Source organism: Bacillus cereus group sp. RP29, assembly GCF_040459765.1.
In the GTDB taxonomy this organism is placed as follows: Bacteria; Bacillota; Bacilli; order Bacillales; family Bacillaceae_G; genus Bacillus_A; species Bacillus_A paranthracis.
On record NZ_JARVHN010000001.1, the window covers coordinates 1,997,099 to 2,009,236 of the forward strand.

A 12,138-nucleotide genomic window follows, 5' to 3' on the forward strand; every position below is an offset into this window, starting at 1 on the left:
CGGTAAGTCGATATTCTCTGTCGAATCGTCGATATACTTAGAAAATCGTTGATATATTTTAAAAATCGTCGATATAATTTCATGCAATCCAACTTTTACATTAAATAACGTAAATATATATAAGCATGTGATAATAGTAATGCAATGATTGTTAACGGCAAACCAATTTTTAAGAAGTCCATATAAGAGAAAGCATGTCCTTCACGTTTAGCAATACCAGCAACGACTACGTTTGCTGATGCTCCGATTAACGTTCCGTTTCCTCCTAAGCAAGCTCCAAGTGATAATGTCCACCATAGTACTTCGATTTGCGGAGAATCAACAGATAGTCCGAGTCCTGTAGCTAAGTCTTGAATAAGTGGTATCATCGTTGCGACAAATGGGATATTGTCAATTGTCGCAGATGCGATACCTGATACCCATAAAATAAGTATCGCAGCGAAACCGATATCGCCATTTGTGACGCCGATTACTTCTTTTGCGAGTGAAGAAATAAGTCCGATATCAATTAAACCACCAACGAGAACGAATAGTCCGGCGAAGAAGAAAATAGTTACCCATTCAACGTGGGTAAATACATCTTCAATATCATGTTCTTTCACACCGATTAACATAAGAAGTGTAGCGCCTGTCATCGCGATAACTGCAGCATCTACATGAATAATCGAATGAAGTACAAATCCTAAAATAGTTAGTCCTAAAATCGAAATGGATTTTAAAAGGAGGCTTTGATCTTTAATATAATCTTTTTCATTTAATGCCATTAGTTTTTCGATTTGTTCAGGTGTTGTTTTTAGTTTGTTACGGTACATGAAGTAAATAATGCCAAGTGTCACAATAGAAATAATAATTACGATTGGAGCTAAGTTAAGTAAAAAGGCGTTAAAGTCTAAATGCTTGTTTGCTGATCCAATCATAATATTAGGTGGATCACCGATTAATGTTGCTGTTCCACCTATATTTGAAAATAGTACTTCTGAAAGTAAATAAGGAATAGGATTAACTTTTAAAATACGTGTAATGGATAATGTAACAGGAACGATTAATAAAACGGTCGTTACGTTGTCCAAAAATGCTGATCCGACAGCGGTTAATAGGGATAGCAGTAATAAAATACGGATTGGTTTTCCGCCAGCTGCCTTCGCTGCTTTAATGGCCACAAATTCAAAGACGCCTGATTGACTCGTAATATGTACGAGAATCATCATCCCAATTAAAAGGGTGATTGTTTCCCATTGAATATGTGATGTGAAAGCGGTATGCAAATCTACAATTCCAAAAATAATCATAATAGCAGCACCGAATAGTGCAATTACAGCACGATTCAATTTCTCAGAAATAATAAATCCGTACGTGACTAAAAATACGGCAATTGCAAAATAATATTGCCAATTTGCTACTTCATGTGCTGATTGTTCCAATCATGTCACCTTCTTTAAAGTATGTATTCAATTGTAAACATGCATCCTTCTGCATAATTTATATTGTAGCAAATTCAAAAAAGAAAGAAAACTATTTAACAAAGTGAAGGAAAAAATGTGTTTTTTACATATGATATAAAAAAATAAAGAAACACAGTGCAAATTATTAGGAAAAGTGAGAGTTGTCCTCTAATATAGAGATAGCAATTTACATTATTTTTGCGTAAAATGGTTTAAAGAGGTGAATTCCGATGGAAATAGTAAAAGATAGTTCTCTTATTCAAAATGAAATTGAACGTTTTGTAAATAAAGATGTATATATTCATTTAGAAACGACGAATGGAGCGTACGCGTCACACTTTAATGAAAAGATGATGACAGTTGGAGCATTCATTCGAAATGCAATTATTCGCTTTGAGCGCGGGAAAATAACTGGAACAAACCCATACCGAGTTGGTCTAAAGATGGATCATGGCTGGGTATATGCAGAAGGTATTACGCACTGGGAAGTAGACGATAAAGAGCGTTTATTACTAGCAGGGCACGATAATCAAGGCCGCTTAGCAGTTGCACTTGAGTTAAGCTTAACGCCATTTAAGTAAGAAGGAGGGAAACTTATGGAGAGACATGTACTTGTTGTATTTCCGCATCCAGATGATGAAGCATTTGCGGCGGGAGGAACAATTCGCTTATTAACAGATCAAGGAGTACCTGTAACGTATGCGTGCGGTACGCTAGGACAAATGGGACGTAACATGGGTAAGAACGTATTTGCTAACCGTGAAACGATTCCGAATATCCGTGAAAAAGAATTAAAAGATGCATGTGAAGCGATGGGAATCAAAGATTTAAGAATGCTTGGTTTCCATGATAAAACGTTAGAATTTGAAGATATTGATTTCGTTGCAGACAAAATTGAAGCGATTATTCAAGAAGTAAATCCATCTCGAATTATTACATTTTATCCAGAGCACGGCGTACATCCAGATCATGATGCATTTGGCCGCGCTGTCGTTCGCACCGTATCACGTATGTCAAAAGAAGAACGTCCAGTTATTCATGCGGTTGCGATTACGAAAAATCGCGAAGCTGTACTAGGTGAGCCGGATGTTGTAAATAATATTAGTGAAGTATTCGAGCATAAATTAGCTGCACTAGGTGCGCACCGTTCGCAAACAGAAGCGATGCTTGAAGAAACGCATGTAAAAATCAAAAACAAAGATGCAGCAACATTAAAATGGCTGCAACTGGAACAATTTTGGACTTATAAATGGGAGTAGACTAGAAGGGAACCTTCTAGTAGCTCTTACATAGAAAAAGCGCCGTCACTTGTGACGGTGCTTTTTTGTGCTATTAACAATATTAGCATCATCCCTTTCTAAAGATAGGACAGCTTTAGCTACTTTCTTACTAGAATGAGGATGTTATAAGAAAGTTTGTTGCTTTTATCATTATTTGGAATCTGTATTATTACATAAAGTTCAAGTGGAGAAGAGAGTATACTTTTTGTATGGTGTAATAAAGATATAGCCCGCCTACAGAAATAGGCAGGCTATTTTTTATAAAGAAAAGACAAGTTAAGGCTAGAGCCCTTGTTAAGAAATAGGGTGAAAACAAGATTTTTTAACGAGAGATAAGGTCGTTCAACAGATAAAGATATCGTATTTGAAACATGTGATTATTCGTGGGTTAAGTTATATTTTTGATAAAAAATCTTTAAAAAGCATTACAATTCCTAGAAGAGATAAGACTTCAATCGAAAACCAAAATACACTTTTTTGAGGTTTTTTAAATTCCATTATTATGGAGAAAAATAAAAAGATAGCAATGAGAAAAAAAATTAAGAGACGAAGTATATCAAACATCAATAGCACTCCTAATAGTTAATTTGTTTCACTATATAGTTATTTCCAATATTACAGAACTTAAGAAGCGACTAATTAATATTAAAGCAAAAAGTTCTCAGAATCCATGAATTAAAAATGAAAAAATTTGAGCCACTGAAAACAGGGGGATTATATATTAATTAGTTTAGCGATTGAAAGAGTAATTTTTTAATCTTGTAAATGTCTGGTTAGTTCAACTAAACAATTAGTGGGGGATAGATACCCCTCTTAATGATTAGAATTTCATTTTATTTGTTTTCTTTTTTATATAAAGTCTTAGAACTGGAATTTAGTAATGGTTTATAAGAAACATATATTTTGAATTGTTTAATAGAATAATATATATTTATATAGATTTAATGATTTTAATTTGTTAAAAATGGGGAAATCGATATGAAGGTTAAATTTGCTGTAATAAAAGATGAAAACTTTGACTGTAGTTTATTAAAAACAAAATTACTGAAAACTTTTAAAGAAGTAGATTGTGAAGCAGATATTGTAAAGGTTGAGGATGGAATTTTTGAAAACAATGGTATACAAACGCATTTATTAGAAATAACCATTCATGTTACTGGAAAAAATATTGGGTATAGGTCTGTTTCCGCCAGTATATTTATTGTTCTAGAGAGTTTATCAATGGAACTATTTCGTATTACTATTAGTATACATTAAGCAGCTAACAAAGTAGACTCTTCATAAAATCATACTGACTATATTGAGTTAGTAAACATGAAAATGGTGATGAAAACAATAGAAATTATCTTAGGTGCTCTCATATGCTGGAGAGCACCTTGTTTGCTGTTACATAAACAAGGGATTCCTTTTCTATATTTAATTTATCCTAACGCTAATTTAAATATAGAAGAATGGAAACATAATTAGATTGTACAAATAATTTGGTGCGCACATATACGGAATGTATTCACCGGTAAGAGGGTTGTCTCATAATATATATATATAGATTTTTCTATTAAGATGAACAGAGGGTGTGAATATATGGAAGATGTTTACGCTAAAATTGACAGTCTCAAGGCGGAGCAAAAAGAAATGATGAGAGACATTCGAAATTTAGAAACGCGTACCACTATTAATGAGAAAGACATAGCAACAATCAATAAGCAATTAGAAAAAATAAGTACAAATACGACTTGGATTTTGCGAATTATTATTAGTGCGATAATAATGTCAGTTTTAGGATTGATATTAAAAGGAATGATTTAAAAGAAAGAGGGGAGCTCCCTCTTTCTTTTAAATAAATAAGAAACTATAAATTTTCCGTTTCCTTTTCATCTGCATACTTATCCTCTAAGGAAATTAATAGAGGGATTGATATAGTTACAAGAATGATTAAAGTGGTGATAAAAGATTTAGAAAGAGAAAAAGAACCTTCAATTAAAGGTAATAAAAACTTGAACGAAAGTATACTTGTTAGTAAGGAAATTACTAACAAGCTAAAAAGTAATATATTTTTATTCTTTATAGATGCCTCTATAAAGTCTTTAATACAGGCTATTACGACAAATATAGTTAATATGATCAGAGAAATAAAATAATGTGTTACATTTGTCATACTAATAGTAGGATCGTCTATGATATAAGCAAGTAACTTAGATACTAACATGCCTCCAAACAATAAAATAATAAAAGCGAGTAATCCTTCCGATATATAAGTGCTGAAATTATCTTTCTTGTTAAAAAGCTTATAGTTCAGAGTAGATTGGGTTATTTGAATTAGGAATAGGCTAATAATCCATACATAATATACAATTGGTAATTCTCCTGAGAATAGAGAGATTAGGAAGTTTAATAGTGTCCTTAAAATTTCAATCATTACGAAAGTCCTCCTGTTTGTAAGCTTGGCGAAATTAGAAATATGCTAGTCTATCGTTTAATAATTAGATCTAATTATTCAAACTATTTCTAATTATTCCATAAAAAGGTTGTTGATTCAAGGTATCTCTTTAATAAATCTGCCAAGGCCGAGTACTAGAAAAAGAAACACAATATGTAATATAATTGAAAAAGTATATTTAAAAATTAATGTTAATATTACCCTCCTATAAGTATTAACATACGTAATTGAGGTGTTTTCTTTGTTGTTTTATGAGCGAATTTCTATCATGGCCCCTCCTGTTCCGTAGCTAAAGAAAGTCTTTTTATTTCTGAGATTTTCAAAGTTATAGGAGGGTATGAAAAATGAAAAAAGTCTCAGTACCATCACTGTTGTTAATGATTATTCTTGTCGCATTTCCGCAAATTAGTGAAACGATTTACACACCGTCTTTACCGGACATTTCAAAGGCGTTACATGTAAGTAATAATGAGGTACAGTTAACACTTAGTATGTATTTTGCTGGATTTGCTTTAGGTGTATTTTTTATTGGATGGTTATCAGATATAATTGGCCGTCGCCCGGCAATGTTACTTGGAATTGTCGTATATGGCGTTGGGAGTTTCTTATGCTTTATTACAAATTCCATTGAAGTTTTATTAGTAAGTCGTTTTATTCAAGCGTTTGGAGCAAGTGCAGGATCAGTTGTGACACAAACGATTCTACGTGAAAGTGTAGAGGGGCATAAGCGCCACGTTATGTTTGCTCAAATTTCGGCAGTTATTGCTTTTACACCAGCGATAGGACCGTTAATTGGTGGCTTTCTTGATCAAATGTTTGGATTTAAAATAGTATTTTTAAGTTTAGTAGTTATGAGTATCGGTATTTTTCTGTATACATTTGTTTCTCTTCCAGAAACAAAAACGGACTCGGTAACGAATAAAATAAATGTGTTTGCAGTTTTAAAGAAGTTAATTACAAATCCGAAAGTAGTAACGTATGGGCTATTAATTGGAGGAGCAAATGGTGTTTTATTTAGCTATTATGCAGAAGCACCGTTTATCTTTATTGAATACTTTCAATTATCGCCTAGTATGTATGGATTTTTAGGAATTGTTGTAGCGTCTGCTTCTATTGTTGGAGCGAAAGTTTCGAAACGTTTACTTGCTACTTATAAACCAGAGAAAATTATATATATCGGTTGTCTCGTAATGACAGGAGGAGCTATCCTTTTATCTGTTATTACGTTTGTTGGACCAAATCCGAATGCAATATATATGGTTGTATTTTTAGTAGCGATGTTTATATTGCTATTAGGAATCGGAGTAGCGCTACCTAACTGTTTAAGTTTAGCATTAGTAGATTTTCAAGATGTTATTGGTACAGCAGGTGCATTGTTTAGCTTAGGGTACTATGTAATTGTAACGATGACAATTTGGGGAATGAGTCAGCTGCATACGGGCTCGTTACTAGTGATGCCACTTTATTTTCTAGCTATAGTCGTTATCATGACAGTGTTTACTAAAGTGTTTATTTTAGGTAAACAAACTTCAAAAACGATTTAAATATGTAATGGTAAAAGGGTCTCATTAAAAATGAGACTCTTTTATATTTTATCCCGCTGTTTTGAGGCAGTAAGATTCCTGCCTCAAAATTAGATTAAAAAAGTTAGTAGTTTATTAATATATTAAATTTCTGGTTGGTATATGAATTGGACGCGTGGGAAATTACGTTATTAACTATAATGATTGAAGTACATGAGATGTGAAACCGAGGAAAAAATGCTCTCCTCGGTTATTTATATTGTAATAATATACATACCGGAATCATATTGAATAGATGTATTTTATTGTTAATTCAGTTAAAATTTAAACGTAATCATGCATATTAATTTATTGAAAAAATAATTGAATTTTTCAGATTAATAAATTAATATAAGGTAAGTAATTTTAAGATTTATAGAATATTGGAAGATGAAAGGTTTTGAGAATTTTATTAGGAGCACAAAACGATTTTAGGATAGCTTTAAAGCTAGTGTAAAATGACGTTTGCTTCATCATTTTCAGGGCCGAAAAGAATTAGGGGAAAGCATCTTGTTTTAAAATGCGGCTATGAATCATCTAAGAGGGGGAAGTGAAGTGGCAAACAAAGAATTGAAAAGAGGTTTAGAAGCACGTCATATTCAAATGATTGCTTTAGGCGGAACAATTGGTGTTGGTTTGTTTATGGGTTCAGCCAGCACGATTAAATGGACAGGTCCGTCAGTTATGCTTGCGTATGCAATTGCAGGTATTTTTATCTTCTTCATCATGCGTGCCATGGGAGAAATGTTGTATATGGAGCCAAGTACAGGATCATTTGCAACGTTCGGTCATAAGTATATTCACCCGTTAGCTGGTTACATGACAGCGTGGAGTAACTGGTTCCAGTGGGTTATCGTTGGGATGTCAGAGATTATCGCGGTGGGGGCGTATATGCAATATTGGTTCCCGGATTTACCAGCTTGGATACCAGGTGTAATCGCAATGGTTATTCTTGGCGCAGCTAACTTAATTTCTGTTAAGTCATTTGGTGAATTTGAATTTTGGTTTGCGATGATTAAAATCGTTACGATTCTATTAATGATTATTGCGGGATTTGGACTTATTTTCTTTGGAATTGGTAACGGTGGAGAAGCGATTGGCATATCGAATCTTTGGTCAAATGGCGGTTTCTTTACAGGTGGTTTTTCTGGATTCTTCTTTGCATTATCACTTGTAGTTGGAGCGTATCAAGGTGTGGAATTAATTGGTATTACTGCTGGTGAAGCGAAGGATCCGAAGAAGACACTTACAAGAGCGATTCAAAGTACAATTTGGCGTATTTTAATTTTCTACATCGGTGCGATTTTCGTTATTGTAACTGTGTATCCGTGGGATCAATTAAGTACAATTGGAAGTCCGTTCGTAGCAACTTTTGCGAAAGTTGGTATTACGGCAGCTGCGGGACTTATTAACTTCGTTGTTATTACAGCAGCAATGTCTGGTTGTAATAGTGGTATTTATAGTGCTGGTCGTATGCTATATACGTTAGGTGTAAATGGACAAGCACCGAAATATTTCACGAAACTTTCTGGAAATGGTGTACCTTTATTCGGTACAGTTGGCGTAATTATCGGTTTAGCGGTCGGTGTAGTTCTAAGTTATATTGCACCAAAAAACTTATTCGTATATGTATATAGTGCGAGTGTACTTCCTGGTATGGTACCATGGTTTGTCATTTTAATTAGCCAAATTAATTTTAGAAAAGAAAAGGGAGCAGAGATGAAAGATCATCCGTTCAAAATGCCGTTTGCTCCTGTTACAAACTATTTAACAATTGCCTTTTTAATTATGGTATTAATCGGAATGTGGTTTAACGATGATACGCGCATTTCACTAGTTGTAGGTATTATTTTCTTAGCTATCGTTACAATTAGTTTCTATGCTTTCGGAATAGGGAAGCGAACTCCGTTAGACGTTCAAAATGATCAAGAGATTTCAAGTAAATAAAGATAGTAAAAAGTCCGATTTCTTATTTGGAAATCGGACTTTTTGTTATTAAAACTTTTCTAAAACGATCTTCCCAATTGTACTTCCGCTTTCAAGCAGGGCATGTGCTTTTTTTACATTTTGAGCGTTAATTGGTGTGAATGTTTCATTTAAAGTAGTCTTTAAAATGCCTTCATCTAGTAGTTCGCTTACTTTATTTAATAGTTCGTGTTGCGTAATCATGTCTCCAGTTTCATACATCGCTTTTGTAAACATAAATTCCCAAACGAGTGTAGCACTTTTACTTTTTAAAATACCCATTTCAAGAGGGTGCTCATTTTCTACGATAGAGCAAATTTTTCCTTGTGGTTTAATGAGGTCACATATTGCTTGCCAATGTTGATCTGTATTGTTTAAACAGAAAATATAATCTACATCTTTTAGCCCAAACTCTAATATTTGTTCTTGTAAAGGTTGGTGATGGTTAATGATATAATCGGCACCGAATTTTTCAACCCAGTGTATCGTTTCATTGCGGGATGCAGTTGTGATAACATTTAGTCCGGCCCATTTTGCAAGTTGAATGGCAATTGAACCTACACCACCAGCACCGCCTATAATTAAAATGTTTTTAAAGGAGTTCGTATCTTTCTTATTATAATCAATACCTAAACGTTCGAATAAACCTTCCCAAGCTGTAATAGCTGTTAACGGAAGTGCTGCAGATTCAGCATCACTTAACGTTCTTGGTTTTTTACCAACAATTCTTTCATCAACTAGGTGGTATTCACTATAGGTACCTTGTCTCGTAATGCTTCCAGCGTAAAACACTTCATCGCCTTCTTTAAATAACGTACAACTTTCGCCAGTTTGCACAACAACACCACTCGCATCCCAGCCAAGTATTTTCGCTACTTCTTCTTTTTTATCTTTCGGAGAGCGAACTTTTGTATCAACTGGATTAACGGAAATAGCGTTAATTTTAACGAGTATATCTCTTCCTGTAGCAACAGGTTTTTCAACTTCCATATCAATTAAACTGTTTTCTTCTTCAATAGGTAAGTATTCATGTAAACCAATTGCTTTCATTTGTATTCCCTCCATTAAAGTAAGAGTCATTTACTCTTTTATTTTTATTATAGTAGGTGGAGTGTCATTATGTAAAAAAGTTAAGTCCCTTCTATTTTGTAAAAGGCCTGTTTCAGCATCATGTAGTACCGTGTAACTGGAGAGGATCCGCCATCGTTTTGATTTTATAGGCGTTGGATGAAAGTTATACTTATTTTTCCAGTGTACCTTGCAATGAACAATACCAAGTGTTATATTATACTTGTGGTTACTTATTATAAAACAGTACTGAATAATAAATAGTAGTGGACATCAATTAGAATAGGGTGAATGAATATTGAATGTACAATTTAAAAAAGGAGTTTTAGAACTTTGTGTTCTTGTCTTACTTGATAAGCAAGACCGTTATGGGTATGAATTAGTTCGAAGTATTTCCAATCGAATTGAAATATCAGAAGGGTCTGTTTATCCTCTACTGCGTAGATTAACTAAAGAAGAATATTTTACAACGTATTTACAGGAGTCTTCAGAAGGTCCTTCAAGGAAGTATTATACGCTGACGGATAAAGGTAGAACGTATTTGTACCAACTTTTGAGGGAATGGAATGAGTTCTCACAAGGTGTCAATCAATTAATAAAAGAAGGTGTAAGTAATGACGAAAAATGAATTTTTACAACAATTAAATGCATCTCTAAAAAGATTATCTGAAAAAGAGCGTGCAGATATTTTAAAAGATTATGAAGAACATTTTACTTTCGGATTAGAGGAAGGGAAAAGGGAAGAAGAAATTGTAGCTTCATTAGGTTCTCCAGCTCAAATCGCCAAAGAGTTATTAGCAGATTATCATATTGAGAAAGTAACAACAAGTGCAACAACAGGAAATGTTTTTCGTGCAATTTGGGCAGTAATTGGATTAGGTTTTTTCAATTTGTTAATCGTACTTGCACCTGCAATTACATTAGCGGCATTGATTTTTTCAGGTTGGGTTCTAGGTATCTCATTTTTAGGTGCACCATTACTTGTTTTAGTTGATACGATTATACATCCAAATACATTCTTGTTATTTAATCTTTTCGTTTCTTTAGCACTTTGTGGACTTGGATATTTCATTGTTATTGCTATGTTATTTTTAACGAAGTTAGCAACGAAAGGATTTGTTCGTTATTTAAAGTTCAATATAGCACTAGTAAAAGGTGGTTTGAAGCATGATAAATAAGAAGAGTTTCTCAATCATTGCAGGTATTATTTTCATTATTGGTATTATCGGAAGTTTATTCACTTATCGTTCAATTGCTGGGGTACCAATTTCAGAAGAAAAGGTCATTAATAATAATGTGTCAAGCGTCATTATCGATACGAATAATGTTCGTGTTAACATCAACCCTACAACAGGTAGTAACGTGAAAGTAAAATTAGATGGTGAGGTTAATCCAAACGTAAAAAGAACATTAGCTACGGATGAGAAAGATTCAACGCTTCTTATTTCTTATAAAGAAAAACAACAGAGTTGGTTCAACTTTAATATTTCTGAAGTGTTGGCGCCATTAACATTAAATGTGTATCTACCTGAAAAACAATATGAATTATTAAAAGTTTCCAATAATAATGGCTATGTTTCTGCTAAAAAACTAAACGCAACAAATTTTAATATCAATACAAGCAATGGACGTGTTGAATTAAGAGAAATCAATTCGCCAAAAATTATCGCGGAAACAAACAATGGAATTATGGATTTCAAAGATGTATTGGCACAAAATATTCATGTGAAATCGAACAACGGACGAATAATGCTAGACCATGTTGAAGGTGAAATAGAGGGGCAAACTAAAAATGGAAGTCTTACTCTGAAAACGAATGAACTGGATCGAAATCTCAATTTTACGACTCACAATGGAAAAATTAATATTGAAACTGAAAAAGAACCAACTAATGTTCAATTTAATGTTGCTGTTGATAATGGTAGAGCGAATATCCTTGATAAATATAATGGAAATACCGTTATTGGAAAAGGAGAAAATGTAATTAAATTAAATACACATAACGGAAATATTACAGTGGAAAAACAATAGCATATCTGCCAAATTTAAACTGCAAAATTATTGAAGGTGATTATGAAGTGGTACCTGGTGTTCGGTTATTGTATACACCAGGACATTCTCCAGGACATCAGTCATTATTAATTGAGACGGAAAAAAACGGTCCTGTACTATTAACGATTGATGCATCTTATACGAAAGAGAATTTTGAAGATGAAGTGCCGTTTGCGGGATTTGATTCGGAATTAGCTTTATCTTCAATTAAACGTTTAAAAGAAGTTGTGACAAAAGAGAAACCAATTATTTTCTTTGGACATGATATAGAACAGGAAAAGGGTTGTAAAGTGTTTCCTGAATATGTATAGTGCAAAAAGTCATGAGCTCAC

General features: G+C 33.4%; 12 protein-coding genes and 1 pseudogene. 10 read left to right on the forward strand and 3 right to left on the reverse strand.

What is annotated here, in order from left to right:
• Nucleotides 1-95 precede the first annotated feature (95 nt).
• Nucleotides 96-1,421: an ArsB/NhaD family transporter gene (locus QCI47_RS10495; RefSeq protein ID WP_309422866.1), complete on the reverse strand. Its 1,326-nt coding sequence runs from the start codon at nucleotides 1,419-1,421 to the stop codon at nucleotides 96-98.
• Between the two features lie 251 nt (nucleotides 1,422-1,672).
• Between QCI47_RS10495 and QCI47_RS10500 the strand changes: the two genes are divergently transcribed.
• The 4 genes from QCI47_RS10500 (at nucleotide 1,673) to QCI47_RS10515 (ending at nucleotide 4,528) form a co-directional block, all read left to right on the forward strand.
• A complete protein-coding gene (locus QCI47_RS10500) occupies nucleotides 1,673-2,023 on the forward strand; it encodes a YojF family protein (RefSeq protein WP_000407039.1) in 351 nt (116 codons plus the stop codon).
• Nucleotides 2,024-2,038: 15 nt separating this feature from the next.
• Nucleotides 2,039-2,701, forward strand: a complete 663-nt coding sequence (bshB2, locus tag QCI47_RS10505; RefSeq protein ID WP_076875319.1) for a bacillithiol biosynthesis deacetylase BshB2 — start codon at nucleotides 2,039-2,041, stop codon at nucleotides 2,699-2,701.
• Nucleotides 2,702-3,700: 999 nt separating this feature from the next.
• Entirely contained in the window at nucleotides 3,701-3,979 is a 279-nt protein-coding gene (locus QCI47_RS10510) for a hypothetical protein (protein ID WP_061130367.1), read from the forward strand.
• A gap of 324 nt (nucleotides 3,980-4,303) precedes the next feature.
• Nucleotides 4,304-4,528 (forward strand): hemolysin XhlA family protein, encoded by a 225-nt coding sequence (locus tag QCI47_RS10515; RefSeq protein WP_000390469.1) that lies wholly within the window; start codon nucleotides 4,304-4,306, stop codon nucleotides 4,526-4,528.
• A 43-nt stretch (nucleotides 4,529-4,571) separates the two neighbouring features.
• On the opposite strand, the gene QCI47_RS10520 is transcribed toward QCI47_RS10515, so the two are convergent.
• Nucleotides 4,572-5,138 (reverse strand): DUF5823 family protein, encoded by a 567-nt coding sequence (locus QCI47_RS10520; RefSeq protein ID WP_061130366.1) that lies wholly within the window; start codon nucleotides 5,136-5,138, stop codon nucleotides 4,572-4,574.
• Between the two features lie 365 nt (nucleotides 5,139-5,503).
• On the opposite strand from QCI47_RS10520, the gene QCI47_RS10525 reads away from it, so the two are divergent.
• Both QCI47_RS10525 and QCI47_RS10530 read left to right on the forward strand, forming a co-directional pair.
• A complete protein-coding gene (locus tag QCI47_RS10525; RefSeq protein WP_061130365.1) occupies nucleotides 5,504-6,703 on the forward strand; it encodes a multidrug effflux MFS transporter in 1,200 nt (399 codons plus the stop codon).
• A gap of 573 nt (nucleotides 6,704-7,276) precedes the next feature.
• Nucleotides 7,277-8,668, forward strand: coding sequence for an amino acid permease (locus tag QCI47_RS10530; protein ID WP_001284419.1), 1,392 nt, complete (start codon nucleotides 7,277-7,279; stop codon nucleotides 8,666-8,668).
• Nucleotides 8,669-8,716: 48 nt separating this feature from the next.
• On the opposite strand, the gene QCI47_RS10535 is transcribed toward QCI47_RS10530, so the two are convergent.
• Nucleotides 8,717-9,736 (reverse strand): zinc-binding alcohol dehydrogenase family protein, encoded by a 1,020-nt coding sequence (locus tag QCI47_RS10535; protein ID WP_000643770.1) that lies wholly within the window; start codon nucleotides 9,734-9,736, stop codon nucleotides 8,717-8,719.
• Between the two features lie 316 nt (nucleotides 9,737-10,052).
• Here QCI47_RS10535 and QCI47_RS10540 point away from each other — a divergent pair, with 316 nt between their 5' ends.
• The 4 genes and pseudogenes from QCI47_RS10540 to QCI47_RS10555 all read left to right on the forward strand — a co-directional run.
• The gene (locus QCI47_RS10540) at nucleotides 10,053-10,382 is read left to right on the forward strand and encodes a PadR family transcriptional regulator (protein ID WP_001102641.1); all 330 of its coding nucleotides are present in this window, start codon (nucleotides 10,053-10,055) and stop codon (nucleotides 10,380-10,382) included.
• On the forward strand, nucleotides 10,369-10,932 hold the full coding sequence (locus QCI47_RS10545) for an HAAS signaling domain-containing protein (protein WP_000164531.1): 564 nt from the start codon (nucleotides 10,369-10,371) through the stop codon (nucleotides 10,930-10,932). The genes QCI47_RS10540 and QCI47_RS10545 overlap by 14 nt, the downstream gene beginning before the upstream one ends.
• Nucleotides 10,922-11,785 (forward strand): DUF4097 family beta strand repeat-containing protein, encoded by an 864-nt coding sequence (locus tag QCI47_RS10550; RefSeq protein WP_000608745.1) that lies wholly within the window; start codon nucleotides 10,922-10,924, stop codon nucleotides 11,783-11,785. The genes QCI47_RS10545 and QCI47_RS10550 overlap by 11 nt, the downstream gene beginning before the upstream one ends.
• A gap of 5 nt (nucleotides 11,786-11,790) precedes the next feature.
• Nucleotides 11,791-12,117 (forward strand): annotated as a pseudogene (locus tag QCI47_RS10555) (MBL fold metallo-hydrolase); the annotation flags it as partial.
• Nucleotides 12,118-12,138: the final 21 nt, after the last annotated feature.